Here is a 24,386-nt window from a genome sequence, read left to right as displayed (position 1 = left end):
GCGTATGCCAACCGGGGCGGTAACGGGCCGGAATCGTCCGGTGATGGCTGGCGCTATCGTGGGCGTGGCCCCATCCAGACCACGTTTAAAAACAACTACCGGGCAACCGGTATCGCCCTGGGCCTGGATTTGCTGGATCAACCTGATTTGCTGCTGGAGCCTACGCCTGGCGCACGCGCCGCCGCCTGGTTCTGGTATGCCAACAACCTCAACAGCTATATCGATAAAGGTGATTTCAGGGGCGCCACCCGTCGCATCAATAGCGGAATGCTGGGGATGGATGATCGCCTGGCGCGCCTGAAAGTTGCCGAGGCGGTGCTATGTGTGCGTTGAAGAACGCCCTTTGCCGCTTGGGTGAACTGGTGACGAATCCGGGCACCGGGCGGCTGTCTACGTCCGATACGATGGTGCTGGGCGCCTTCCTTGTAGCATCTTTTGTCCTGGTCTGGGTTACGGTGACCGGTCATTTGGAAGAATGGCATTTAGCCGCCTATTTGGGGGCGTTTGTCTTCCAGTCTCAGGCATCGAAATACGTTGCCATCAAGCGTGATAAAGCGAAATTGGAGACCAGTGATGCAACTAACACTCAGCCTGATCCTTAGCCACCTTAAAAACAATCTCTTTACCTATTTGCTGGCGCTCGGCATTGGCCTGGCCGCCTACCAACTGGGGCAGGTTTCCGGCCGCTCGCAGCAGCAGGACAAACTGGACATCGCGACTCAAAAGATTGGTGAACTGGAAGGCCGGCTCACCACGGTAGCCACCGAACGCCAGGCACAGGCAGAACAATCGGCCCTGGCGATGGCTGATGCGATGCGCAAATGGCAGGCTGCCCAGCAAACGGCCGACCGGCTGGCCCTGGAGTTGCAGCAAACCAAACGGCGCCTGCAGACCACAGAGAAACAACTGAAAGAGGCGATTCATGATGCGGTTAATAGTGATGTTGGTTTTACCGGCATTGGCCCTCGCGGGTTGTGTCTCTACACCGCCGCCCTCGGCTATCCCGGTTGTGATAACCCAGTGCCCCAGGCCGCCGGTGGAACTGCTGGCCATGCCGGAGAAGCCCCCAGCGCCGCAGGCGGACTCTCCCCCAGTGGCCTCATCGAGCATGGCGTCGGGTATGGCGCCTGGTGCCAGCAATTAGAGGCCCAGTTACAGAAGTTAAATCAATGGTATGACAGGGAGGAAAAATGACGGTTGAAATGGCATTCAATATCGCCGTCAGCATCCTGATGGCGTTATTCGCCGGGCTGTTCCGTTATCTGTTTGCCGAGATCAAAGATTTGCGTATTGGCCTGCAGGTCATCCGCACCGAGTATCAGCGCCGCGATGATGCACAGCGTAACAATGACCAGTTGCTGGACTTGTTAAAGGACGTTAAACGCAGCGTTGAACACATCGACCAAAAACTAGACCGCAAGGCGGATAAGAGGATTTAGCCATGGGCCGACGCGCATCGCGTTACCGCAGGGGGCCGGCAACGTCAGCCGAAATGGCGTTACTGTCGGAGATTAATCAACGCCTTGCGCGCATGGAAGGCAATCTCGATGAGGTTAAAGCCTCGGCCATTCGCCAGGGCGCCATCGCCGGGGCGATTTCCGGCGGGGTATCCGGCGGCATGGTGTACACCGCCATCATGTTAATCAAGGCAAAACTGGGGGTTGGCTGATGGCATACCCGCCAGAGACGCGCGACCGCTTGCGCCGGGCTTACGTGTTCGACGGCCTTTCCCTGGAAGTGGCCGCTGTCCAATGTGGGGTTTCCTACGGGACAGCGCAGCGCTGGAAGAATGACAGCAAAGCGGCCGGCGACGATTGGGAGACGCTGCGCGGGGCACGCATGATGGCCGGGGGCGGCCTGGAAGAGCTGACGTTGGCCATGTTTACCGGACTGGTGGTGCAGTTCAAAACCACCATGGACAAGCTGGCTTACGGCGATGTGGATATCAAGCCGGAAGACCGCGTGAAGTTGTTGGCCAGCCTGTCAGATGCCTTTAACAAGGCGGTGGCCAGCAGCAAGCGCGCGATGCCGGAGGTATCCCGCCTGGCTGTTGCCTTGGAGGTGATCCAGTTGCTGGCCGCCTATATCAAAGACAACCACCCCCAGCAATTGCAGGCATTTGGCGATTTGCTGGAGGGGTTCGGCAAAGAGATAGAGAGGATTTATGGGTAGGATGATCCGTCTGACGAGCGATCATTACGTTGCTTACAGCGCGATTGAGGATATGCATATCAACTGCAATCGTGAGATCAAGGTGCTGCTGAACGATGGCCGCGTAGTGTTTGCCGAGCAAGGCTATGGCCAAACAGCGTATGCACGCCTGGCACAGCTGGCTGATGAAGTGAATATGGCCAGCGCTGCCGATACTACGCAACGAGAGGTAAACCATGGGTAACGAGAGAAACAACCTCGCAAAAGGCGTACAAGAAAAGGATGAACTGGCGCGTAAAGTGGTTGATTTAATCCGCTCAGAAATGAGTGATGAAGAGATGATGTTGCTTGTTCAGAGCGATGTTATGTGGCTTGTAATGCAGATGATTTGCAGCCCCCTAGGAGCTGCAAGGTGCATCACTCAGTCCTCGGCAAGCTGTTTTTTTAACCGGTCATAAAGCGCATCGAACACTTCAATCATCGGAGGGTTATACGCGTTTAAATCGTCAGATATCCCTGCATAAGGTGTGTTAGATGATGAAGTTTTTACCGCTTTCATCAGTTCAGTCGCAAGTTTGGCAATTTCAATATTTTGTTCAGTTTTAGACATAGTTCTGGCTCCGAGGGTGAAAAGTGAGGTTGTGGCAAACGGATCTTAGCACTTCTTGGAGCCTCACCCACCAGAGGTAATATGAGCCAATTAAGCGGGCGTGACTTTATCAAAGAGCTGGCTATGCTCAAGCACGCATTGCGGGCCGATATCCAGGCGCACAGTACCGGGCTGGACACATCGCCGCAGGCCATCAGCGAACGCCGGCGGCGCGTATTGTCCGGCGACTTTGAATTTTTTGCCTATACCTATTTTCCCCATCATATCCGGGGCGAAAAATCCCTGTTCCATGCGCATTTTTGCACCCGTTATCCCCAGTTGTTGCAACGTCCGGGCGGCGCGGTGGAATGGTGGATTGCGCCGCGCGGTGAGGCCAAATCCTCATTGTTGACCAAAATCGGCCCGGTTTGGTGCGCCGTACAGGGGTTGCATCAGCGCGATGAAATCCGGGAGGCGCTGGGCCTCACGGGGGAACGGCCAGCCTTTATTGACTACATCATTTTGTTAGGCGCTGAAACCAAGTTGCCCACCAAGCTGCTGGAGGTAGTCAAAACCGAGCTGACCATGAATGCGGCGCTGATGCTGGATTTCCCAGAAGCCTGCGGCCGCAGCGCCCAATGGAAAATCGGCGAATTCACGACCCGCACCGGCGTTAAGGTGGAAGCGTTCGGCGCCGAGCAGGCTATCCGTGGTACGTTCCATGGCGCCAGCCGCCCGAAGTTATTGCTGGGCGATGACCTGATCACCGATGCCGAGGCCAAATCCCCGACCGAGCGAGAAAACCGCTGGAACTGGATCTCAAAGGCCATTGAGTACCTGGGCCCGCCGGATGGTTCAGTGAAATACCTGGGCGTGGGTACGGTATTGAATAAAGACGACCCCATTAGCCGGGCTAAGCACACCATTGGCCATGTGGTTCACCATTTCCGGGCGATTGTGACCTTGCCTACCCATATGGACTTATGGGAGCAGTGCCAGGAAAAGATGCTCAACGACGATAAACGCGCCGAGGAACAGGCGGCCGAACTGGGGCTTGATCTTCCCCAGGATAAACTGCCGTCCTACAAGTTTTACCTGGCGCACCAGGTGCAAATGGATGATGGCGCGGTCACCTCATGGCCGGCGGTGCGTTCTCTCTATTGGTTGATGCGCCAGCGCGCCAAGAACGGCAAGGCATTTGCAACAGAGATGCAGGGCGACCCGCGAACGGACGAAGACCGCACCTTTATCAACATCCAGTTCTTTACCCAGCGCTGGCGCGAATGGCTGCTGTTTGGTGCCTGCGACCCGTCAATGGGGAAAGGCGAAACCAGCGACCCGTCCGCCATCCTGGTGGGCGGCTGGGACAAGCAGCGCAGCCGGCTGCATGTGATGGAAGCGGAGATCAAACGCCGCGTACCGTCCAAGCTGGAGGCCGATTTAATTGCCGTACAGCGGCAATTTAATTGTCTGGCCATCGGCTTTGAGAACAACAACGCCTACGAGCATTCACGCTCGACGTTTATCAAGGCGGCGCTGCGCCAGGGCGTGGCATTGCCGTTGGTTGGCGTGACGGCCAAGGTGCCACTGGAGGTACGCGTGGAGTCACTGGAGCCGTACGTCAACGATCTGCTCAACCCGTCCATTTTGTTTAATCCGGGGTTGACGTTGTTATTGTCCGAGCTGGAAACCTGGCCAGAACCGCAAACAGGGCACCACTACGATGGGCTGTCTGCCCTGCATATTCTTTGGATGATCGCGGTATCCCGTGGCGCGGGGGCGTTTGCCTGGGAGCCGATACAGCGCCAGCGTGACGCCAGTTATCGCGGTGATCTCTTTTTTGATGACGACGACGAGCCGGATAACGGCGGTCGCGGTTTATGGTGAATACAATGGCTCAAATTGTCGATATTAACGGTAACCCTATCCGCCGCGAGGTGCTGCGGGAACCGCAATCCTCGCATGTGGCCGCGCTGGCCGGGCTGTATGCCGAGCACCCCAGCCAGCGGCTAACGCCTCAACGCCTGGAGCACATTCTCAATGAGGCCGAGCTGGGCAATCTGTCTGCCCAGGCAGACCTGTTTACCGATATGGAAGAGCGCGACGCCCATCTGTTTGCCGAAATGCAAAAGCGCAAGCGGGCGCTGCTGACCGTTGAGCATGAGATTGTGCCCCCCCCGAACGCCACCCCGGCCGAACAGGCAGATGCCGCATGGCTGGCGGAATACATTACCGAGCAGGACGGTTGGGAGGATTTGATCATCGACATGCTGGACGCCATCGGCCAGGGATTTAGCAATATTGAGCTGGAGTGGGAACTGGTCGGCCATGAATGGTTCCCGAAAGCGTTTAATCACCGGCCGGCGTCCTGGTTCGAGTTGGCACGCGATGACCAGAACCAGTTGCTGCTACGCAGTGATGATGGTCTGGGTGAACCGCTGCAGGCATTTGGCTGGATACAACACCGGCATAAGTCCCGCAGCGGTTATGTGGCGCGCGCCGGTCTGTTGCGCACACTCTCCTGGCCGTATGTTTGCCGTAATTTTGGTACTCAGAGCCTGGCTGAGCTGCTGGAGATCTACGGTATCCCGCTGCGCATCGGTAAATATCCCGAAGGCGTCGGCAAATCCGAAAAACGGGAGCTGATGCGCGCTGTAACCGAATTAGGCCGTTATGCCGGCGGCATTATTCCTAAAGAGATGGAAATTACGCTGCACCAGGCATCAAACAGCTCGCATGAACCGTTTATGGCCCTGGCGGAATGGGCGGAAAAGTCGATGTCCAAGGCCATTTTGGGCGGTACGTTGACCTCCCAGGCCGATGGCAAGACCTCCACCAACGCCCTGGGCGTGGTACACAACGAGGTGCGGCATGATTTGCTGGTATCCGATGGCAAACAACTGGCGATGACGTTACGCAGCGATCTGTTCTGGCCATTACTGGTGCTCAACCGCCGGGCGAACGCCGACCCACGACGCACGCCCCGCATCAAGTTTAATGTGCCAGAGCCCGAAGCGGCATCAACCGACGCCAGCCGCAATATTCACGTTAGCCTGGCCGCGCCGGCTGCAGCAAAAGCCACGCCCAACTGTAATCCATTATTAGCCGCGTTAACGGCCGCACTGACCCGTAAACCGGGCGCGGATGACGTTCAAAACGGCATAGATGAGGCGTTAAAGGCGCTTTTAACCGGCAATAAACCTGCGGAGGGTTTGATTGCCATGCTGCAACCGGCCCTGGCGGCATTGTCTGCCGATATGGACGAACAGGCCCTGTTAGGCGCGCTGGCTGATGCCTTCCCACAGCTTGATCCCACATTGATGCAGGCCAATTTGGGCGATACGCAGACCATCGCCCGCCTGATTGGGCTGTATGCCCAACAAGAGGGGCAATAATGCCAATATCAAAAGCCGAGATTAGCGCGCTGTTCGGCATGAAGCCGGAAGCCGCGCTGCGTTACCTGGAGAATAAGGGGCTGCGTATCCGTACCGATGCCGACAATATGCAAGCGATCGATCATGCGCACGCCTTTGGTTTTGCCAATCTGGCCAGGCTGGATATTGCTCAGGATTTGGTGAACGGTTTACGTGAAGGGTTGGCCAGCGGGCAAACGCCAGCCTGGTTCGTGAAGAACCTGGAGCCGGTGCTGCGTAAAAAGGGATGGTGGGGAACCGAGGAAAATATTGATACCGATACCGGCGAAATCACCACCCGCCAGCTTGGCAATCCTGCCCGGTTGAATACCATTTATCGCACCAATACCCAGGCGGCCTATATGTCCGCCCGACACGAGTCGATGCTGGCGAACGCCGAGAATCGCCCGTATTGGCGCTATGTCGCGGTGATGGATGCAAAGACCCGCCCCAGCCATGCCCGGTTGCATAACCGTGTATTTCATTATCTTGATCCCATCTGGCGCTTTATCTTTCCTCCAAATGGGTTTAACTGCCGTTGCCGTGTCGAGGCGTTGACCTACGCTGAGGCCATCGCGGCAGGTTATGTTATTTCGCGTACCGACAGCGAAGTTGTCCAGCAAGTGATGACCGGTGAGGATGAGAACGGCCGGCCGGTCTTTACGTCGGTAAACGGCGTGCGTTTCAGTGGGCCGGACGGTGAACCGGTGACGTTCTTCCCGGATGTGGGCTTTGATGTCAATCCGGGGCGGGAGGTCTGGAAAGCCAACCTGGATAAGTATGATGTGGAGCTGTCGCGGCCCTATGTTGCGGCAGGCCTGGCTGGCCCGGAGCTAACGCAAATGCTCAATAGTGCCGCTCAAATTAACCGTTCCGGGGAGATACTGGCGGCCGGCGTGCTGGATGCCGGCGAGATGGCCACCCTGGGCACATCCGGGCGCACAGCGTGGCTGGCCGAGCACCAACTGGCCGCGCAGATCGGTGCCGGAACACTGCCTACACAGGCGCAGTGGGTTGGCGTGCAGTCCGTGATCGAATCCTCCACCGTGGCCGTGCGCACTGATACGCAACTGCAGCTGTTTCGCCAGCTCAGTGAGGGGCAATGGTGGCAGGCAACACTGGATGCCGGTCTGGTGGTGCAGCAGTTCGTTCCTGTCGCTGAAAGCGCCTTGGCGGCCGTTATTCGCCAGGGCGATGTGCTTAAGGATGCTCGCTGATGGCCAACATTAAAGTCACTATTGATAACCAGGCGATGAACAAGCGCCTGCAGCAGCTGCTGGACGTGGTGGACAAACCCCGTCCACTCATGATGCAGATCGCCGAAACCCTGCACGCTCAAAGCATGAAAATGTTTGAACAGCAAGGTTTCCCCGCAAATAGCTGGCCATCGCTGAAACCCAGCACCATACGGGCCCGTAGCCGTAGCGGGCATTGGCCAGGCAAGATCCTGCAGGTTAGCGGCCGGCTGGCCAGTTCCGTGCAGACCGCCGCCGGCGATGACTATGCGCAATTGGGATCTAACCTGGTATATGCCGCCATTCAGCATTTGGGGGGCACCATCAAACGCCAGGGCCAGGTGCGGTTGAGAACCGATAAGCAGGGCAACCTCAAACGGCAAGAAAAAAACGCTAATCTGGCGGTATTTGCCAAGCGTAGCCACAAACAGGCGGTATCCCGTGCCGTCGATTACAGCATTGTGATCCGCCCGCGTCCGTTCCTGCCTGTCACCGACAATAGCCAACTTACCCCACCGGCCTTTGAAGCGGTCATGAACGTACTCAACGATGCATTCATGCAATCCCGCTAAAAACGCCTCAGCGCGATTTTACGGGCCGTTCGCCAGATGAGGTGTAACGGCTCACAAAAAAAAAGCTAAAAGCACCTGAAGGTTTTTAAAAAGAGTCTAAAAGGGGTTGCGTTGTTGTATGATGCCAACAGCGCTTTTCCCCCTCCCTGTAGCATGACGAACCCCGTCCCCTGAATCCGTTTTACTGATGCCGATACATTGGCAGCATGAAACGAAATATCGCTGTCGCATCCCTGGCCTTTGAGCTGACGCCAACCGGAAACGTGATCCAACTGTTCCCGGCTGGAAATTTTCGCGCAACGGATGGCCGCCCAACCGACTGTGACCATTGGCTTTTGGATGAAAGCCTGGCGCGGCAGGTCATCGCGCACCTGTCGGCCCGTAAAAACAAAATCGTTATCGACTACGAACATCAAACGCTGCTGACCGAACAAAACGGGCTGCCAGCGCCGGCGGCCGGATGGTGGGCCGGTATTGACACCGTATGGACGGATAAGGGGCTGTTTGCTCAAAACGTTGAGTGGACGGAACGCGCCCGCAAGATGATCGCGGATGAAGAATATCGCTATATCAGCCCGGTATTCGCCTACGACAAAAAAACCGGTGCCGTGCTGCAGGTTCTGAATGCCGCACTCACCAACAACCCCGCACTGGACGGCATGAGCCATGTTGCCCTGGCGGCTGCCTCTCGTCTCATCGTGAAGGCATCAACTCAAAACTCCCCGGAGAAGACAATGAACGAAGAGCTGTTAAAGCTGCTGCGTAAGCTGCTGGGCCTAGCCGATGATGCCAGTGAAGCCGATGTTTTGGCTGCACTGCAACAGGCTGCCGGCAATATGCCCAAGGAAAACGCCGATGATACCGATTCGGCCAGCCTCAGCAAGCTGTTGGAGATGTTCACCGCACTTAGCGCGCAGGTACAAACCAAGGATGAAAAAATCAATGCGCTCACCGTGGCCGTCACCGCCGCAGCGAAGGAAAAAGGCGTAGACCCCACCAAGTACGTGCCGATCTCAGTAGTAACAGACCTGACGACCCAGTTGGCGGCGCTGACGAAACGTGTTGACGGTGGCGACCTGGACAACCTGATCACGGAAGCGCTGTCGTCCGGGAAGCTGTTGCCATCAATGGAAAGCTGGGCGCGTGATATGGGCAAAAAAGACATTGCCTCATTGCGATCCTACCTGGATGCGGCTGCGCCGATTGCTGCACTTACCATCCAGCAATCCGGTGGGAAACCACCAACCGGAGAAACTCATGGGTTAACCGCAACGGAGCTTGAAGTTGCCCAGTTAACTGGTTTGACCCCGGCTGAATACGCCGCTGCTAAGAAGGAAGTTCAATAATGGCTATCATTACTCCCGCATTGGTGAAGTCGCTGTTTGTCAGCTTTAACAAGGCGTTCCAGGACGGCCTGAAAGTGGCCGACTCTGACTACACCAAGATTGCCACGGTGATCAAGTCCACCACGGCCAGCAACATTTACGCCTGGTTGGGGCACTTCCCGCAGATGCGTGAATGGGTTGGCGCTCGCATCATCAAAGACATGAAAACCGATGGTTACGCCATCACCAACAAGCTGTATGAAGCCACGGTAGGCGTGCCACGCACGGCGATTGAAGATGACAGCATCGGCGTTTATCTGCCGATCATGACCGAAGCTGGTCGCGCTGCCGGTATCTATCCCGATGAGCATATCTTTGAATTGCTGAAAGCCGGTGAATCCACGCTGTGCTATGACGGCCAGAACTTCTTTGATACCGAGCACCCGGTAGCGCAGAACGTTGACGGCACCGGGACGATCACCCCAGTCAGCAACCTGCTGACCCCGGCCGAAGGTGAAACAGCCAGCCCGGCCCCGTGGTATCTGATGTGTACCACCCGTGCACTGAAGCCGCTGATTTTCCAGGAACGTATCAAGCCTGATCTAAAGGCTAAAACCAGTGACGACAACAGCGATTACGTCTTTATGAATGACGAGTATCTGTATGGCGTTCGTGCTCGTTCCAGCGTGGGATTCGGCTTCTGGCAGTTCTGCGTCAAATCAACCAAACCGCTGAATGCGGACAACTATCAGGAAGCCTACACGTTGCTGCGCAACATGCAGGCGGATGGCGGGCGTCCGTTGAACATCAAGGGCAATCTGTTGGTTGTTCCGCCAAATCTGGCTGAAGCGGCACGCAAGATCGTGGGTGTCGCCACCATTAACGGCGGCGAAGACAACCCGAACTACAAGCTGTCCGACATCTTGGATACCGCTTGGCTGAACTAAGCCGCTAACCACGTTACGCCCTTCTGGGGCGTAACCGGAGAATATTGTGATGGCTACAAAAGACAAATCAACCAAACCGGCTGAGGTGTTTGTGAAGAAAGATGACCTTACCGGCGCTGATAGCGCTGCAGGTGATGGCGCGGTTGCCGGCTCTGATAGTGCTGCAAGTGATGGCACGGTTGCCGGCGCTGATAGCGTTGCAGGTGATGGCGCGGTTGTCGGCGCTGATAGCGCTGCAAGTGATGGCACGGTTGCCGGCGCTGATAGCGTTGCAAGTGATGGCACGGTTGCCGGCGCTGATAGCGTTGCAGGTGATAGCGCGGTTGCCAGCGCTGATAGCGCTGCGGGTGATGGCGTCGTTACCAGCGCTGATGGTGTTGTCTCGGCCTGGTTCACTGTCCAGGTGACCAGCTCGCCGAGCGGCCAGCGTACTCGTGCCGGCATCGTGTTTTCAACATCGCCGAAACCTTTTGATTTCTCAACGCTCAGCGATGAGCAGATCAAGAAAATCAAAAGCGATCCCTTTTTGCGCATCAAGCCGTACACCCCGGCTGAGGAGTAATCATGGGGTACTGCACGCTGGATGATTTGATAAACGATTTCGGTGAGCAGGAGATCATCCGCATCACTGACCGCAGCCGCCCGGCTACGGGGCAAATTGACCCGGCTGTGGTGGAGAAAGCGATCGGGGATGCGGATGCGGAAATCAACATGTATCTGGAGGGGCGCGGTCTGCTGCCACTCCCCAGCGTGCCGGATACCCTGCGGCGTATCGCCAGCGATATCACCCGCTATTACCTGTACCAGAACCCCAGGGACGATTCGCCGGTTGTCGCCCGCTATAACCAGCGCATTCGCCAGTTGGAGAAGGTCGCCTCCGGGCGGCTGTCTCTGGGCCTGGACAATGCCGGGGCGGTACTGGAGCCGGATGAATCCGTGGTGTTCGTGCCTGGTCGGAACATGTTCCGGAGGGATGGGCTGTGGTGACCGATTATTTGTTTCTAGAGCCATTGTTGATCGCCCGATTACGTGAACAGGTGCCGGCGTTCGTTGAAGTCACCGGCGTTGCCGGCCTGGCGCAAATGAATGATGACAACCCCGTATGCCCGATGGCGTACGTGATGTATCTGGGGGATAGCATCAATACGGCACCGGCGGCCACGGGCGGTAGCCTGGGTAAATTGCAGTTTGTTACCCAGCTGTGGGCCGTCGTGATTTGCGTTTATTTCGCCGATGGTCGCGGTCTGGGCGCTGATATCAGCAGTGAGGCCGGCCCGTTGATCAAGCAGGTTGTGGATGCATTGGCCGGTTGGCGCCCTGAGTCCAATATTTGCCGCGCCATCACCCGCAGTAACCAGTCATTGCCGGCACAGTATGAGAACGGCTACGGCTATTACCCCATGGTGTTTCAGGCACCCATACCAGCCGCAATTGGAGGCTATCGATGAAAGTTGAACTTACCGGCCCTCATACCCACGGCGGCAAAGCGCTTGATGCCGGCGCGATCATTGAGGTCGATGAGGCTACAGCCCAGTGGCTCGTTGAGCACGCCGGGGCAAAAACGGCGGGCTCAACCCGCAAGAGTAAAACCGAGGGCGGCGCAGCTGCGACCGATAACCCACCGACTGAGGTACAGGAATAATGACGACGCCAGAAACTTATTACTACGGCCAGGGCAAAGTGTTCCTGGCTCGCCGCAATGCTCAGGGCCAGGCACTGGCTATGCGCTGGATCGGGGATGTTGATGCGCTGGAAGTGGCACTGACCAGCGAATCATTCACGCACAAGGAATCCTACAGCACCCAACGTGCCCCGGTTCGCCGCATTAGCACCAGTAAGGACGGTACGGTTACCTCCACCTGGTACTCCTATTCGCCGGAAAACCTGGCTGTTTTGCTGTATGGCGAACAAGTGGTCATCGCTGCCGGGACGATTACAGGCGAAACGTTGCCTGCTGGGATTGCCGCCGGTGATCGTTTTGCATTGGCGCATCAAAATATCAGCGCGGTGGAAATTGCCGGGTTGATTGCGGGAACCGATTACACCGTAGATGCCAAGTTTGGTGCAATCGAGTTTCTGACCGCGCCGGCCAATCAGCCGCTCAGCGTCAACTATACACATGCCAGCAGCATCAACACCTCGATGTTTACCAGCACGCCCGTTGATCTGTTCCTGCGATATGAAGGTATCAACCTGGCAGAGAACGGCGCGCCGGTTGTTGTCGAGCTGTACAAGGTGCAGTTTGACCCGGTGGCGGCGCTGAGCCTGATCAACACGGATACCTCACTGCCGGGCCTCGAAACCACCGCCGCCGTCCTGCTGGATACGGAACGCGCTGAAGATGCGCAGTTTGGCCGATATGGGCAAGTGATCCACGTGGGTAGCGTCTGATGGTTAACGAGCTGGATGTGTTAATGCCTGACCGGACGCTGCGGATCAATGGCGTCCAGGTCACCGTGCATGAATATACACTGGCAGAGCAGCTACAACATCGAAAACCGTTGAAAACCATCAGTGAAGGGCTCACCCAGGCCATGAACGGTGCGCAAAACGCGGAAATTTCGATTGAAGCGCTGTATGACGTGTTGGCCGAGCGATGGGATGCGGTAGTGCTGGCTGTTGCCATTTCCTGTGATCGTTCCGTCGAGTGGGTATCTGGGCTGGTTGGCGACGATAGCGAAACGTTGTTGCTGACCTGGTGGGGAGTGAACGCCAGTTTTTTTACCCGGAACGCCATCCGGCCGGAGCTGGAAAAAATGGTGCGGCTGATAAACAACCTGCCGACTGGGGCGGGATCTTCAGTTGCCTCATCGACCACGGCCACCGGTTCGGCGACCTCCGAAACTATACCGCCCGCCAGTTGAAGCTGTTTCATGAACATGCTCAGCGGCGGGAACTGACGGAGCGAATGCATTACACCCTGGACGGTAACGCCAGTTTTGCAGGGGGGAAAACGTTAAAGGGCTATATCGACAAATTCAAACAGGCATTAAAGCGACGTTAATTCCCTCCTTATTACTACCCCGCTGGCCCTGGCGGGGTTTTATCAATATCCCTACGGTGGTAAAGCATGGCAAGCGGAAACGGCAACCTGGAATTGCGCCTGCGTATCCAGGCGGATTTAAAGAACGCCCAGGCATCGCTCAAGCAGTTGGAAGAATCCCTGGGCGGCGCCAGCCAGAGCGGCACCCGGCTGGCTCAATCGGGTAATGCCGCCGCATCAGGGGTGGGCAGTATTGGTAATGCGGCTGATTCCACGAATAAAAGGCTAGATAAAACATCAGCAAATATTGACGGCATCAATAATCAGCTTTTACGCCTTAAACCCTTGACCGCCGCCATCGGTGTGGCTCTGGGGGGTGGTCTGATTTCCAACCTGGCCAGCACTTCCGATGAATACACCAACCTGGCGGCTCGCATTCGCCTGGTATCAACCTCGAACGAACAGGCGGCCACGACCTTTAAATCGGTCATCGGTTTGGCTAACGAAACTGGTCAGCGCATCGCCTCAACTGCAGAGCTGTATACCCGTATGGCTCGTTCGCTTAAAGGCAGCGCCACCCAGACTGAATTGTTGCAGGTGACCAGCACCATCAACAAAGCGGCGATCGTCTCAGGCGCGACTGCGGATGAGTCCACGAACGCCATCATCCAGCTTAGCCAAGGGCTGGCATCTGGTACGTTACGCGGGGAAGAGTTTAACTCAGTATCCGAACAGATGCCGCGTATTCTGGAGATGTTGGAGAAGTCGCTGGGTAAGACCCGTGGCGAGCTGCGGGCGATGGCCGAACAGGGCATGCTGACCACACAGGTAGTCTTCAAGGCACTGAAAGACGGTGCCAGCGATGTAGATCGTGAATTTTCCCAGATGCCGCTGACTATCGGCCGTGCTACTACCGAAATGGCCAACGCATGGGTTGAATTCGTTGGCGGCACTAACGATGCATTGGGAGCGACCAGGGCTATCGCAGCGGTCATTTCCGGCCTGGCCAGCAACTTGTCAACTCTGACTGCGGCGGCCGTTGCCCTGGCGGTAGTAATGGGCGGCCGCAAGGTCGCCGCGCTTGTGGCGGCTACTGCGGCAGCGCGCGCCGACAGAGTAGAAACCTTGCAATTGGCTGAAGCTGAATACGCTGAAGCCAAGGCAGCAATGGCGGCGGCTCAAGCTCAGGCAGCACGCGCCAAGGTTTCCGGTATCACGACGCCAGGCGCGCGCGCCAAAGCGGAAGATGCGGTTACTGCCGCCCTGGTACGCCAAACTGCAGCAGAGAAAGCGCTGGGCGTGGCACGCGCTTCCGCCTCCACCTTTGGCCGGTTGGGTACGGGCCTGATGAGTCTGCTGGGTGGGCCGATGGGCCTGGCCATTACCGGGGTTACCCTGGCCGTTGGCGGGTTGAGTGCGGCGTATGCCTCTAACCAGGAACATGAGGCCGCACTGGCGCAGCAACATCAGCAGACAATCCAGACCCTGGAAGATCAGCGCCAGAAAACCGAGGCGCTGATAGATGCCCAGGGGCGCCTTAAATCATCCGTCAGTACCGGCGACGCGCTGACCCAACAGCGCAGTAATGCCGGCGTATTGACCGAAGACAGTAAAAAGCTCAGCGAGCTGCAGAGCCAGGCTGCCATGCTGAAACAGCAGATTGATGGCTTGATGAGCAGCCCGGCCCCCAGTGGTTTGGGCATCGTTTACCTGGCCAACAAACTGGAGGATGTGCAGAAGCAGATCGACGAGCTGACACCCAAGTTCGATAACCTGACCGATGCCCAGGGCAAACTCTCCGACGAATTGGAAAACCGCCTGGCGCGGGCGCTGGATGCCCCAACCGCCAGCGGTAAAACCCTGCGGGATGTGCTGACCGAACTACAAAACGCCGGCCCGATACGCTGGATGGATGAGGCCGTGGCGCAAATGGCCGCCAGTGAGGAAGCCTTTGCCCAACTGAGCGCCGAAGCCGACAAGCTCAAACCCAAGCTGGAAAAAGAGCTGGCGGATGCCACCATGACGGCCGTGCAACAACTGGAACAGTTGCGCGACAAAACCATAGCGGCCGCACTGGCAGCGGGCCAGGCGCCGGCAGATATCGACAAATTGCGGGAAAGCCTGGAAAAACTCATCAATCTGCAAAAACAGACAGACCAGGCCAAAGAGAATAAACGGCAATCCGAAGCGGCCGCGCGCTCGGCAAAATCGGCCGCGTCCGCCAATGAGACTTACGTTAAAGGTCTGGAAAAACAAGCTCTTGCCGTTGGTAAAACCAAGGCGCAAGTTTCAGCCTATGAGCTGGCGGAAAAAGGTTTGTCCGGTGCATTGAAAGCCCGTGCAGAAGCGGCGTTGGCGGTCATCGCCGCCGGCGAACAAAAGGAAAAATCCGACGCCAACGCCACCAAGAATGCTCAACTGCAGGCGCAATATCTGAAAGCGACCGGGGACGTGCTGGGCGGTGGTCTGGCTGAGGTGCGCGCCAATATTGCCGAAATGCGCAAAGAGTTTACCCAGTCCGGCAATACCGAGGGGCTGGCCTGGCTGAATAAGTTGCTGCCGGTTCAAGAGGCCAAGGTGCGCGCGGATGCGCTGAAAAAGAACCTGGACGATCTGCAGACATACCGTAGCCAGAAAGAATCCAGTATTCAGGCCCAGGTGCAGGCGGGACTCATTTCCGAACTGCAGGGGCGGCGTCAGTTGGTCGCATTGCATCAGGAAGTCGGCAACAAAATTACCGAGTACCTGCCGCAATTGCGCCAAATGGCCACGTTGCCAGGTGAAGCCGGCGATCAGATGCGCGAGTTGCTGTCTTCCCTGGAAAACGAGCTGTTAACGCTGAAGTCCACCACTGACAGCCTGACGGCCGCATTCCGGGATGGTCTGCAGGATGGGATGGAGAGCACGCTGAACGGGCTGGCCGATGGCACGTTAAACCTCAGTGATGCCGTTCTCAACCTGGCCAAATCCGTGGCCAGCGCCATGGTGCAGGTCGCCTCGCGTAATCTGGCCGGCATGGCGATGGAGGGGCTGGACTCTGCCGCTGACGGCATCAAGGGATTGTTGGGTATCGGCGCCAGTGCCGCCAGCAGCGCTACCGGCTCAGCCGTCGGCGCCGCCACCGATACGGCAACGGATGCGGCCGGTGCGACCACCTACGCGACAGCGATCACCACGGCATCCACTGCCGGTGCTACAGCCATCGGCACCTCAATCACTGCCGGCGGTACCGCGTTGAGCACGGGATTCACCACGGCATTCACTACCGGCATCACAGCGTTGAGCACCGCATTGAGTACCGCCTTTACCACGGGCGCCGCCACATTGGCCTCGGCGATCAGTTCAGCCAGTGCAGCCAGTAGCGCCAGTTCCGGCATCGGTGCCGCCGCATCCGTTGCGGCGGCCGATGGTGGCCACATCACCGGCCCTGGTTCGCCCACCTCTGACAGCATCGCCGCGCGCCTGTCTAACGGTGAATTTGTGGTGAAAGCGGCGGCGGTTAACCATTATGGCGTGGACTTTCTGCATGCGCTCAACCAGGGGCGGTTGGGCGCGTTCGCTGATGGCGGCCTGGTTTCAGACCCCGGTTTTACGCGGGCGGCCAATGTCAATCAATCCGTCAACACCGATGATTCAGACAGCCAGAACGGCGGCAGCGCAGCGCCTACGTTGCAGCAATATTTAGTGCTCGATCCCAACGAAATCCTGGATAAAGCAGTGAAAAGCGCGCCGGGTAGCCGCGTCATGATGACGTGGGTTAAAAGCAATTCGGCCACCATGAAGCAAATCCTGGGGGTGAAATAATGGCTGAGCGCATCACCTGGTTGATGGAGCCGGATTGGACGGAGGGGATCAGTGAGACGTTATCCTGGTTGACGGATGTGTTGATCTCGCCATCAGGCGCCGAGCAGCGCATTGCCCGGCGCCTGTCACCGCGTCGAACCTATGAGTTTACTGTCCAGGCTGGCGCAGCCGACGCCCGCGCCCTGGAAACCCAACTGTTTCATGCCGGCAGCGCTACCTGGGATATGCCTATATTCCCCGATGTCGCCGTGCTGGCTACCTCATTGGCGGCCGGTAGCCTGGTTATCCCTGTATCCACCGAGGGCCGGGATTTCGTTGTAGGTGACAATCTGCTGCTGAAATGGGGGTTCGGCATGATGGCGACCATGGCCGTAGCACAGATTCAGGCTATCGCGGCAGATGGCGTGACGGTCACTACCCCTGTATCCGCCTGGCCTCAAGGCACGTTGATTTATCCCTTGCGGCCGGCTGTTATCACCGATACCCCCGCAATTACCCGCCATAGCGATAGCGTGATGCGAGTGCAACTGCGTTGCCGTTTGGCCGCGCACAACCCCTATACCCCGGTAAACAGCGCAACCGTTTATCGGGGGCACCCGGTACTGGAACAAGATGCGGATTGGGTGGATGACCTGACAGCGGAATACCAGCGCCTGCAGTTGGAGCTGGATAACGAATATGGCATCCCATACCGCACCGACACGGCCGGCCGCGCCTTTGTCATGCAACAGCACGTATGGTCTGAGATTGGCCGAACGGCCCAGGCCAGATTGCGCGGCCAGCTGTACCACCTCCGGGGCCGGCAACGCGCTATCTGGGTGGCCAGCCAGGCGCGTGACTTTATTCCCGTGGGCGCCAGTGGCAGCACCCTGGCGGTGGCCGTCGCCGGCTTTAGTGAATTTGGTGTTGTACCCGGTCGGCGTGATTTGCGCCTGCAGCTGGCTGACGGCACCCGGATTTATCGCCGCATTCTCACCGCCACGCTGCAAGGCGATCATGAACTGCTGGCGCTGGATGATGTGGTGCCGGACGTGGCCACCATCAGCAACGTGTCACTGATGGCCCTGTGCCGGCAAAACACCGATGACATTACCTGGGAGCATGCCACCGATGCGGACGGTTTCGCCCAGGTCTCCACCACGTTTCGAGGGCTACGCGATGAGCTGGAGTGATTTTGAATATTCCACGGCCAGCGGCCAGCCGGTCACGCTTTATGAGTTTGTCCGGGGGGATACACAATATTTTCGATATACCAATGCCGATCAGGATATTTCCCTGGGCGGCAATACCTGGCTGCACCAGGCGATCAGTGATGGCGGTCTGACGGTAGGTGCGGGTGACAGTCTGGATGTGACCGTGCCGGCAGATAACCCGGTAGCCATGCTGTACCGGAACGTACCGCCGTCCAGTCCAGTACGCATCCGCATTCATCGCTGGCATGTTGACGATACGCAGGGCGAATTCCGCACGGTTTGGATCGGCACTATCACCGAAGTCAAACGGGAAGCCATCGACCGAACGCAATTAATCACTGCCAGTCTGGCCAGCACCTTCACCCGCAGCGGCCTGCGGTTGACCTGGGGGCGCGCCTGCCCTTATTCGCTGTATGACCACAACTGCAAGATGGCACCCGAACAATTTGCCGTAGGTGGTTTGGTGGTGACGGCCCTTGATGGCGTCAGCATCACCGTGAACCTGCCGGCAGAACTGCCGGGGGATTGGTTTTCCGGTGGTTATGTCGAGTGGATCGTCGATGGCGTGACAGAACGGCGCGGCCTGCGGGCACAGAACGGCAACCAGTTGGGGTTGTTTGGGGGTTCTGTCGGGATCAACGTCGGCCAGGTTGTGACGCTGTTCCCTGGCTGTGATCGCACTATTGATACCTGCAATACCAAATTCAACAACGTACTGAACTACGGCGGCGAACCGCATATGCCGGGCAAATCGCCGTACCAAATCATCAAACTGTTCTGAGGTAACGCTATGTGGTGGGCTGTCGCGAAATTTGTTGCTGTGATCATCGCTTCTTATGTGCTGAATACGGCCCTGGCGCCGAAGCAGAAAAGCACGACGCCAGAGGCAGCGACGGAAGATGACTGGAACATGCCCCAGCCTGATGAGGGTACGCCCCAGTGCATTTTCTTTGGGGATTGTTGGTCAGAGGACTGGTTTGTCCTGGCCTACGGCAATTACCGCTATGAAGCCATTCGTAAATAAGGGGGCAGCATGTTGATCACGATGGAAGACATTCGCGCCGGTGGCGGCTGTGCCCCTGGCCTGCGCGCATTTTTCAGCCGCTATAACCTGGACTTGAAAGCCTTTATCCGCGATGGCGGTATTGATGCCGATACGCTGCTGGCCACCGGCGATGCGCTGGCCATCCAGGTGGTACGCCTGGCGCAAGCCAAACAGGCTGTGGGCGGAGGTGACAATGGGCGGTAAAAGCTCGTCAAAGACCACCGTTGGTTATAAGTATTACTGGGATATTCAGGCGGGCCTGGGGCGTGGCCCGGTGAATGAGATCGTCGCCATCAGCGCCGATGAGAAGACCGTATTCGCCGGCACGCCTGGCCAGGTAACCACCAATACTACATTGACGATTAACAAGCCTGATTTGTTTGGTGGGGAAGATACCGGCGGTGAAGGCGGTGTCCAGGGGATGCTGGACGTAATGATGGGCGAACCTGACCAGGTGCCCACACCCAGGCTGTTAACGTTGCTCACGGGCCTGGTGCCGGGTTTTCGCGGAGTGGTGACCACGTTCTTTAGCGGCTTGATCAGCTGTTACAGCGCGACGCCCAAGCCCTGGAAATACCGGGTACGCCGTTCAACGCGCGGATGGGATGGCAATAATGTCTGGTATCCAGAAAAGGCGCTGATCCTGCTGGAGAATACCGAGGCACAGCTTGATGACGAGTCAGAACTGACCGCCGACCAGATAGCGAACCTGCGAGCCATCCATGCGATGAATCCGGCGCATATCCTGGTCGAGTGTGCCACTAATCGTGACTGGGGACGCGGGCTATCAATGCTCGACGACCTGGACATTGAAAGCTATCGCGCCGCCGCCGATAGGCTCTACGATGAACAATTTGGGCTGTGCTTTCGCTATAACCGCCAGGACGACCTCGATACATTTGTGCAGCAAGTTCTCGACCATATCGGTGCCGCCCAATATGGCGATTTAAGTACCGGTAAACTTACGTTAAAGCTGCTGCGTGATGACTACGATCCCGACTCGCTGCCGTTGTTCACCTATGATAACGGCATCGTTGGCGTGCAGGACGATGACAGCACCAGCGCCGATTCTGCGCCAAATGAAATCGTTGTTACATACCGAGATCCGGTGACCAACAGTGAAGGCGAAGTCCGGGCGCAAAACCTGGGAGCGATACAGTCCGTTGGTTTGATATCCGATAGCGTCGAATATAAAGCCATTCCCACCCATGGCCTCGCGGCCAAGGTTGCCCAGCGCGATCTGGAAACCAGCGCGGCAGGACTTACCCGGTTGGTCATCCAGTTTGACCGGCGCGGCGGTGTGCTGACGCCCGCCGGTCTGTTTCGTGTGACGATACCAGACCGCAACATCACCAACATGGTGTTGCGTGTTGGCAAGATAGAAGAGCAGGACTCCGGCGGCCTGAAGATAACAGCGGTGCAAGATGTTTTCGGTATGCCGACGACATCCTACAGTAGTGGCTCACAGGGCAGTACCTGGACGCCACCGGATAAAACGGCCCGGCCGGTGACTGATAGCCAGCTTATTGAGCTGCCGTATGTTGTCCTGGCGGCCACGGTTGGCGCTGCCGAACTGGCAGCCATCAATACCGACGCCGGCTATCTGGGCGTGATGGCCAGCGCACCCAGCAGTACCTCTATCAATTATGTGCTGCAGTCCCGCTCTGATGGGGTTAACTGGCGCGGTGATACGTCTGGCGACTGGACGCCGGCCGTCACATTGACCCAAGCTGCCGGCCGCTTTGATTCTACATTTACGGCCGCGTTAACCACGCTGCCGGCAATCGGTTCCGGGGCCATTATTGATGATGAGATTGTCCGCATCGATGCGGCAGACCTGGCTACGGGTATTATCACCGTTGGCCGGGCATGTGGCGATACATTACCCGCCGGCCATGCCAGCGGTGCCCGGCTACGGTTTTTCCGGGATGCGATTGAAAGTGACGGGCTGGAATATCTGGAAGGTGAATCAGTTGATGTCAGATTATTGACTCGCACATCAAAGGAAACGCTGGCGGCCAGCTCTGCGACGGTGACGCAATTAACCATTCAGGGACGCCAGGCACGACCATATTTACCGGCGAACATTCAATTAAATGACGAACCCTATCCCCTCGCTGCAGAAGCGGCTAACGAATATATTTTAACCTGGTCACATCGTGATAGGCAATTACAGGCTGACCGGCTCATTGATTATTTGGAAAACAGCATAGGCCCAGAGTCGGGGGTGAGTTATGTGATTACTATCGAACGCGCAGATAACCAAGAGATTGTGTGGGAGACCAGCACCGTAGATGAAACGCTAACCTTGCCATATTCATCTGCCACTGACCCCAGCAATACTATCCATACCGTCATTATTAAAGCTGTCCGGGGCGATATTGAATCACTGCATGAATGGCGCATTACGTTACCGACTGGCCACTATGTCCCTGAACCCACGCCAGAGCCAGAGCCAACACCGGAAGAGCCTGAAGGCGAAAGCGCATGAGTGATTTTTATTATGGACAAGGGAAACTCTTTCTGGCTCGCCGAAATTCGGCGGGCCAGCCGTTGTCCTGGCGCTGGGTGGGCGATGTTTCCGCACTGGATTTAGAGCTGGAGTTTGAAGATAAACAGACCAAGGCATCAGTGGGCGGAAAATTGGTCACGGCTCAACGTTACATTACAGCTATTGGCGGAAAGGTCACGTCTACCTGGCATGAATATTCGGCAGAGAACTTGCGTATTTTGCTGGGAGCTAATCATTTTGAGCAAGGCCCTAATCTGATGGCTCAGGATACGTTGCCAACCGGTATTGTCGCCGGCGACAGAATGAGCCTCAGCAATCAAAACGTCTGGGGCGTCAGCCTGGAAAATTTAACTGAAGGCACTGATTACACGGTTGAGAAATTATGGGGCGTAATTAATTTTCTGACAACGCCGGCTATACAACCCGTTGTTGTCAATTACGAGCATCCCGGAAATGCATCCTTGCCGATATCCGTTAATCAGGGGGAAGAGTTCGCATTGCGTTATGAGGGGATCAACCTGGCCGAGAATAACCGGCCTGTTCTGGTCGAAGTATACCGGGTGACACTTGATCCCATCACCACCATGGCCTTATTGAATAATGAATCAGAGCTGAGCGGATTAGAGACCAGCGCCAATATTCTTTATGACATTTTCAGAAGTGAAGACCCGCTGTTAGGCCGCCTGGGCCGTGTTGTTATGTTCGAACAACTGAGCGGCATCACCCACAACGGGGCCATTATCTACAATGGCGTACATACACACCGAGGTTAATACGATGGCCAACTCACTGCCAGAAGAAGTTAAATGGGAAAACACCATTTATCAATTAGAAAAGGATACACCCGTTTTGGGTGGAACCGGTGGGCCCGACAATCAACAAGCAACTCAACTTGCAAATCGAACTCAGTATTTGAAGGCACTATCTGAATCAATAGCTGATGGACAGGAGTATACCTTTTACATAACAGAAGCCGATCCAGACGGAACTATAGCAGGGTTGGCTAATACTCCTGCTGGGAAAATATTTCGCGTTGCTCTAGGTGTAGGTAACATTCTTGCATTCCGCTACTACCTTAATAACTCAGGTGTGGCTGTTTATGTTACCGGATTAATTGGACAGGGTTCTATTACTAATAGTATCAGAGAATATGAAAAACTTTCTCTTGCCCAGCATGATGTTGAAGTTGGCAATATTCTTGATGGCTCCTTTTTATGGGTAAGAAATCCTGCTGTTTCTACACTATCGAATGAGTACATCAATAATGCAGGAGTGTTGACGCCAACCGGACGCACGACCCTGTCAGCTGATGGTGTTGTAAAACCTACTGACGAATACTCTGATGGTGTTAGTTATGCATGGGGCAAAGTCATGGAAAGCGGGGAAATCCTCCCCGGTACCCTTCAGGGGAAGGACGGGCTTCCTGCTGATGAAAACGTTGCAGCATACGCAGCCAAAGGCGTGGCAGTCTATCAGCTTAATCCCGCCGATGTTCCTGCTGGTCACGCGATTGTCAAAGCCGGCATTGTTTTGCTGGAAGTCGACCAGTCAGGTCGCCTTAGCTATCTTCCCCCGCTCAATCGCCGCGCCCGACAGTCGGTGAATCAGCGCCCGGAGATGGTTCTCACGCCTCTACCCGCCGCCGTGCGCGCGGCAGTCGAACCGCTCGCCCTGCGTGCCTGTAAATATATGCTGTCTACATGGGTGCCGACGTGGGTTCCGCTGGCTGGCGGAACCGGGCTACCGGCAACCGGCTCCACGATGGACAGCATAGAGCAATATCCGCTGATGCTGGCCGCCGTGGTTCACTGGATTAGTTGGTGTGATGCCGGTTACGCCACATGGGATGAAACGTTTATTGGCGTCAGCTACGACACCGCTGTTTCATGGATTGTTCAGGGGCTGGATTTAGTGGTCAGTGCGCATCTGGCTAACGGTGGTTGGTGGGGAGGCCCGCCGCCGCCGTGGAGCGAAGCCTCTGAAGATGTGGCGGTAACTTTCGGTTCACAGGCGGCAGAGCTGGCGCGTAATATGTCCAGCCACTGCGACCTGATGGGCGCACACCTGACGACAGCCCAAAAAACAAAAGTCACAGCAATGGTGGTGCACGAGGCTAATCGCTTTGTGAAGTACACGCCAAAATACCGGTGGACACGCCCGGACATCCGGGGGCAGGTGACAGATAACTACCCGACAGGCGACTCCAAATCAGAGGAAATCGCCTGGAATCTGGCTATCCTCGCCCGCGCGCTGATTGTAGCCCCGGATAACGCTAATGCCGAGCGCTGGGCCGAGCGGCTGATTACGATGCAGATTGCGGCGCTGGGTGACAGAAACGACCTGGCCGAGACGATGACGATTAACGGGCTGGCACCCTGCGACGTGATGAACGGGACAAACGTTAACCCGACCCGCCTCGTTGAAAACCACGGCGTCGCTGACGGACAGGACGTGTCGCGTTGGTACACAATGGCGTCACTGTCTGGCAGTGAATGGATGCTGCGAACCTTCCTGCTGGCTGGCAAGCCGGTACCCTCGGCAGCGCTATGGCATATGGCCGACACCCTGCGCGCGCTGGCTTACAATCCTGATGGATCAGTGTGGAGTATGGACTGGA

At 56.8% G+C, this 24,386-nt stretch carries 27 protein-coding genes and 1 pseudogene; 27 read left to right on the top strand and 1 reads right to left on the bottom strand.

The window, feature by feature from the left end; genetic code table 11:
- From NWP14_RS27665 to NWP14_RS27635, 7 genes are all read left to right on the top strand, one after another.
- Window positions 1–333 (top strand): glycoside hydrolase family 19 protein (locus NWP14_RS27665; RefSeq protein WP_375216304.1); only part of this gene is annotated, 333 nt, incomplete at its 5' end.
- The gene (locus tag NWP14_RS27660) at window positions 321–602 is read left to right on the top strand and encodes a hypothetical protein (RefSeq protein WP_375216303.1); all 282 of its coding nucleotides are present in this window, start codon (window positions 321–323) and stop codon (window positions 600–602) included. The genes NWP14_RS27665 and NWP14_RS27660, both read left to right, overlap by 13 nt.
- Window positions 574–1,194, top strand: a complete 621-nt coding sequence (locus NWP14_RS27655) for a hypothetical protein (protein ID WP_375216302.1) — start codon at window positions 574–576, stop codon at window positions 1,192–1,194. Before NWP14_RS27660 ends, NWP14_RS27655 begins: the two co-directional genes overlap by 29 nt.
- Window positions 1,191–1,439, top strand: a complete 249-nt coding sequence (locus tag NWP14_RS27650; RefSeq protein WP_375216301.1) for a hypothetical protein — start codon at window positions 1,191–1,193, stop codon at window positions 1,437–1,439. Before NWP14_RS27655 ends, NWP14_RS27650 begins: the two co-directional genes overlap by 4 nt.
- A gap of 2 nt (window positions 1,440–1,441) precedes the next feature.
- Complete coding sequence (locus tag NWP14_RS27645) at window positions 1,442–1,669, top strand: hypothetical protein (RefSeq protein WP_375216300.1); 228 nt, start codon at window positions 1,442–1,444, stop codon at window positions 1,667–1,669.
- A complete protein-coding gene (locus NWP14_RS27640; RefSeq protein WP_375216299.1) occupies window positions 1,669–2,172 on the top strand; it encodes a DUF1804 family protein in 504 nt (167 codons plus the stop codon). The genes NWP14_RS27645 and NWP14_RS27640 overlap by 1 nt, the downstream gene beginning before the upstream one ends.
- A 1-nt stretch (window position 2,173) precedes the next feature.
- Window positions 2,174–2,395: a hypothetical protein gene (locus NWP14_RS27635; protein WP_375216298.1), complete on the top strand. Its 222-nt coding sequence runs from the start codon at window positions 2,174–2,176 to the stop codon at window positions 2,393–2,395.
- Between the two features lie 177 nt (window positions 2,396–2,572).
- Here the strand turns inward: NWP14_RS27635 and NWP14_RS27630 are convergent, their stop codons facing one another.
- A complete protein-coding gene (locus tag NWP14_RS27630) occupies window positions 2,573–2,761 on the bottom strand; it encodes a hypothetical protein (protein WP_375216297.1) in 189 nt (62 codons plus the stop codon).
- 81 nt (window positions 2,762–2,842) lie between these two features.
- Between NWP14_RS27630 and NWP14_RS27625 the strand changes: the two genes are divergently transcribed.
- The 20 genes and pseudogenes from NWP14_RS27625 to NWP14_RS27530 form a co-directional block, all read left to right on the top strand.
- Window positions 2,843–4,627: a hypothetical protein gene (locus tag NWP14_RS27625; protein ID WP_375216296.1), complete on the top strand. Its 1,785-nt coding sequence runs from the start codon at window positions 2,843–2,845 to the stop codon at window positions 4,625–4,627.
- 5 nt (window positions 4,628–4,632) lie between these two features.
- Window positions 4,633–6,135: a DUF935 domain-containing protein gene (locus tag NWP14_RS27620; protein WP_375216295.1), complete on the top strand. Its 1,503-nt coding sequence runs from the start codon at window positions 4,633–4,635 to the stop codon at window positions 6,133–6,135.
- Window positions 6,135–7,370, top strand: coding sequence for a phage minor head protein (locus tag NWP14_RS27615; RefSeq protein WP_375216294.1), 1,236 nt, complete (start codon window positions 6,135–6,137; stop codon window positions 7,368–7,370). Before NWP14_RS27620 ends, NWP14_RS27615 begins: the two co-directional genes overlap by 1 nt.
- Window positions 7,370–7,960, top strand: coding sequence for a phage virion morphogenesis protein (locus NWP14_RS27610; protein ID WP_375216293.1), 591 nt, complete (start codon window positions 7,370–7,372; stop codon window positions 7,958–7,960). Before NWP14_RS27615 ends, NWP14_RS27610 begins: the two co-directional genes overlap by 1 nt.
- A 206-nt stretch (window positions 7,961–8,166) precedes the next feature.
- The gene (locus NWP14_RS27605) at window positions 8,167–9,306 is read left to right on the top strand and encodes a phage protease (RefSeq protein WP_375216292.1); all 1,140 of its coding nucleotides are present in this window, start codon (window positions 8,167–8,169) and stop codon (window positions 9,304–9,306) included.
- Window positions 9,306–10,232, top strand: a complete 927-nt coding sequence (locus NWP14_RS27600; RefSeq protein ID WP_375216291.1) for a Mu-like prophage major head subunit gpT family protein — start codon at window positions 9,306–9,308, stop codon at window positions 10,230–10,232. Before NWP14_RS27605 ends, NWP14_RS27600 begins: the two co-directional genes overlap by 1 nt.
- A gap of 49 nt (window positions 10,233–10,281) precedes the next feature.
- Complete coding sequence (locus tag NWP14_RS27595) at window positions 10,282–10,794, top strand: hypothetical protein (protein WP_375216290.1); 513 nt, start codon at window positions 10,282–10,284, stop codon at window positions 10,792–10,794.
- Window positions 10,795–10,796: 2 nt separating this feature from the next.
- Window positions 10,797–11,219 (top strand): gp436 family protein, encoded by a 423-nt coding sequence (locus NWP14_RS27590; RefSeq protein WP_375216289.1) that lies wholly within the window; start codon window positions 10,797–10,799, stop codon window positions 11,217–11,219.
- Window positions 11,213–11,680 (top strand): hypothetical protein, encoded by a 468-nt coding sequence (locus NWP14_RS27585; protein ID WP_375216288.1) that lies wholly within the window; start codon window positions 11,213–11,215, stop codon window positions 11,678–11,680. Before NWP14_RS27590 ends, NWP14_RS27585 begins: the two co-directional genes overlap by 7 nt.
- Window positions 11,677–11,874: a hypothetical protein gene (locus tag NWP14_RS27580; protein WP_375216287.1), complete on the top strand. Its 198-nt coding sequence runs from the start codon at window positions 11,677–11,679 to the stop codon at window positions 11,872–11,874. The genes NWP14_RS27585 and NWP14_RS27580 overlap by 4 nt, the downstream gene beginning before the upstream one ends.
- Complete coding sequence (locus tag NWP14_RS27575) at window positions 11,874–12,623, top strand: hypothetical protein (protein WP_375216286.1); 750 nt, start codon at window positions 11,874–11,876, stop codon at window positions 12,621–12,623. The genes NWP14_RS27580 and NWP14_RS27575 overlap by 1 nt, the downstream gene beginning before the upstream one ends.
- A complete protein-coding gene (locus NWP14_RS27570) occupies window positions 12,623–13,096 on the top strand; it encodes a DUF6631 family protein (RefSeq protein WP_375216285.1) in 474 nt (157 codons plus the stop codon). Before NWP14_RS27575 ends, NWP14_RS27570 begins: the two co-directional genes overlap by 1 nt.
- A 206-nt stretch (window positions 13,097–13,302) precedes the next feature.
- Complete coding sequence (locus NWP14_RS27565; RefSeq protein WP_375216284.1) at window positions 13,303–17,019, top strand: tape measure protein; 3,717 nt, start codon at window positions 13,303–13,305, stop codon at window positions 17,017–17,019.
- Window positions 17,020–17,096: 77 nt separating this feature from the next.
- The gene (locus tag NWP14_RS27560) at window positions 17,097–18,191 is read left to right on the top strand and encodes a hypothetical protein (protein WP_375216283.1); all 1,095 of its coding nucleotides are present in this window, start codon (window positions 17,097–17,099) and stop codon (window positions 18,189–18,191) included.
- A complete protein-coding gene (locus tag NWP14_RS27555; protein ID WP_375216282.1) occupies window positions 18,178–18,993 on the top strand; it encodes a phage BR0599 family protein in 816 nt (271 codons plus the stop codon). Before NWP14_RS27560 ends, NWP14_RS27555 begins: the two co-directional genes overlap by 14 nt.
- A gap of 9 nt (window positions 18,994–19,002) precedes the next feature.
- Window positions 19,003–19,236: a hypothetical protein gene (locus NWP14_RS27550; protein WP_375216281.1), complete on the top strand. Its 234-nt coding sequence runs from the start codon at window positions 19,003–19,005 to the stop codon at window positions 19,234–19,236.
- A 9-nt stretch (window positions 19,237–19,245) separates the two neighbouring features.
- The gene (locus NWP14_RS27545) at window positions 19,246–19,461 is read left to right on the top strand and encodes a hypothetical protein (protein WP_375216280.1); all 216 of its coding nucleotides are present in this window, start codon (window positions 19,246–19,248) and stop codon (window positions 19,459–19,461) included.
- Complete coding sequence (locus tag NWP14_RS27540; RefSeq protein ID WP_375216279.1) at window positions 19,451–21,748, top strand: hypothetical protein; 2,298 nt, start codon at window positions 19,451–19,453, stop codon at window positions 21,746–21,748. Before NWP14_RS27545 ends, NWP14_RS27540 begins: the two co-directional genes overlap by 11 nt.
- On the top strand, window positions 21,745–22,542 hold the full coding sequence (locus tag NWP14_RS27535) for a hypothetical protein (RefSeq protein WP_375216278.1): 798 nt from the start codon (window positions 21,745–21,747) through the stop codon (window positions 22,540–22,542). Before NWP14_RS27540 ends, NWP14_RS27535 begins: the two co-directional genes overlap by 4 nt.
- 4 nt (window positions 22,543–22,546) lie before the next feature.
- Window positions 22,547–24,386, top strand: a pseudogene (locus tag NWP14_RS27530) (hypothetical protein); the annotation flags it as partial.

The sequence above is a fragment of the Klebsiella sp. C349492 genome (assembly GCF_042055345.1).
In the GTDB taxonomy this organism is placed as follows: domain Bacteria; phylum Pseudomonadota; class Gammaproteobacteria; order Enterobacterales; family Enterobacteriaceae; genus Klebsiella; species Klebsiella scottii.
This window is presented reverse-complemented; position numbering and strand designations above follow the sequence as displayed.

What these genes read in the sequence shown, in the direction of transcription:
- NWP14_RS27660 (WP_375216303.1), top strand. Translation starts at nt 321, where the DNA reads ATGTGTGCGTTGAAGAACGCCCTTTGCCGCTTGGGTGAACTGGTGACG.
- NWP14_RS27655 (WP_375216302.1), top strand. Translation starts at nt 574, where the DNA reads ATGCAACTAACACTCAGCCTGATCCTTAGCCACCTTAAAAACAATCTC.
- NWP14_RS27650 (WP_375216301.1), top strand. Translation starts at nt 1,191, where the DNA reads ATGACGGTTGAAATGGCATTCAATATCGCCGTCAGCATCCTGATGGCG.
- NWP14_RS27645 (WP_375216300.1), top strand. Translation starts at nt 1,442, where the DNA reads ATGGGCCGACGCGCATCGCGTTACCGCAGGGGGCCGGCAACGTCAGCC.
- NWP14_RS27640 (WP_375216299.1), top strand. Translation starts at nt 1,669, where the DNA reads ATGGCATACCCGCCAGAGACGCGCGACCGCTTGCGCCGGGCTTACGTG.
- NWP14_RS27635 (WP_375216298.1), top strand. Translation starts at nt 2,174, where the DNA reads ATGATCCGTCTGACGAGCGATCATTACGTTGCTTACAGCGCGATTGAG.
- NWP14_RS27630 (WP_375216297.1), bottom strand. Translation starts at nt 2,761, where the DNA reads ATGTCTAAAACTGAACAAAATATTGAAATTGCCAAACTTGCGACTGAA.
- NWP14_RS27625 (WP_375216296.1), top strand. Translation starts at nt 2,843, where the DNA reads ATGAGCCAATTAAGCGGGCGTGACTTTATCAAAGAGCTGGCTATGCTC.
- NWP14_RS27620 (WP_375216295.1), top strand. Translation starts at nt 4,633, where the DNA reads ATGGCTCAAATTGTCGATATTAACGGTAACCCTATCCGCCGCGAGGTG.
- NWP14_RS27615 (WP_375216294.1), top strand. Translation starts at nt 6,135, where the DNA reads ATGCCAATATCAAAAGCCGAGATTAGCGCGCTGTTCGGCATGAAGCCG.
- NWP14_RS27610 (WP_375216293.1), top strand. Translation starts at nt 7,370, where the DNA reads ATGGCCAACATTAAAGTCACTATTGATAACCAGGCGATGAACAAGCGC.
- NWP14_RS27605 (WP_375216292.1), top strand. Translation starts at nt 8,167, where the DNA reads ATGAAACGAAATATCGCTGTCGCATCCCTGGCCTTTGAGCTGACGCCA.
- NWP14_RS27600 (WP_375216291.1), top strand. Translation starts at nt 9,306, where the DNA reads ATGGCTATCATTACTCCCGCATTGGTGAAGTCGCTGTTTGTCAGCTTT.
- NWP14_RS27595 (WP_375216290.1), top strand. Translation starts at nt 10,282, where the DNA reads ATGGCTACAAAAGACAAATCAACCAAACCGGCTGAGGTGTTTGTGAAG.
- NWP14_RS27590 (WP_375216289.1), top strand. Translation starts at nt 10,797, where the DNA reads ATGGGGTACTGCACGCTGGATGATTTGATAAACGATTTCGGTGAGCAG.
- NWP14_RS27580 (WP_375216287.1), top strand. Translation starts at nt 11,677, where the DNA reads ATGAAAGTTGAACTTACCGGCCCTCATACCCACGGCGGCAAAGCGCTT.
- NWP14_RS27575 (WP_375216286.1), top strand. Translation starts at nt 11,874, where the DNA reads ATGACGACGCCAGAAACTTATTACTACGGCCAGGGCAAAGTGTTCCTG.
- NWP14_RS27570 (WP_375216285.1), top strand. Translation starts at nt 12,623, where the DNA reads ATGGTTAACGAGCTGGATGTGTTAATGCCTGACCGGACGCTGCGGATC.
- NWP14_RS27565 (WP_375216284.1), top strand. Translation starts at nt 13,303, where the DNA reads ATGGCAAGCGGAAACGGCAACCTGGAATTGCGCCTGCGTATCCAGGCG.
- NWP14_RS27555 (WP_375216282.1), top strand. Translation starts at nt 18,178, where the DNA reads ATGAGCTGGAGTGATTTTGAATATTCCACGGCCAGCGGCCAGCCGGTC.
- NWP14_RS27550 (WP_375216281.1), top strand. Translation starts at nt 19,003, where the DNA reads ATGTGGTGGGCTGTCGCGAAATTTGTTGCTGTGATCATCGCTTCTTAT.
- NWP14_RS27545 (WP_375216280.1), top strand. Translation starts at nt 19,246, where the DNA reads ATGTTGATCACGATGGAAGACATTCGCGCCGGTGGCGGCTGTGCCCCT.
- NWP14_RS27540 (WP_375216279.1), top strand. Translation starts at nt 19,451, where the DNA reads ATGGGCGGTAAAAGCTCGTCAAAGACCACCGTTGGTTATAAGTATTAC.
- NWP14_RS27535 (WP_375216278.1), top strand. Translation starts at nt 21,745, where the DNA reads ATGAGTGATTTTTATTATGGACAAGGGAAACTCTTTCTGGCTCGCCGA.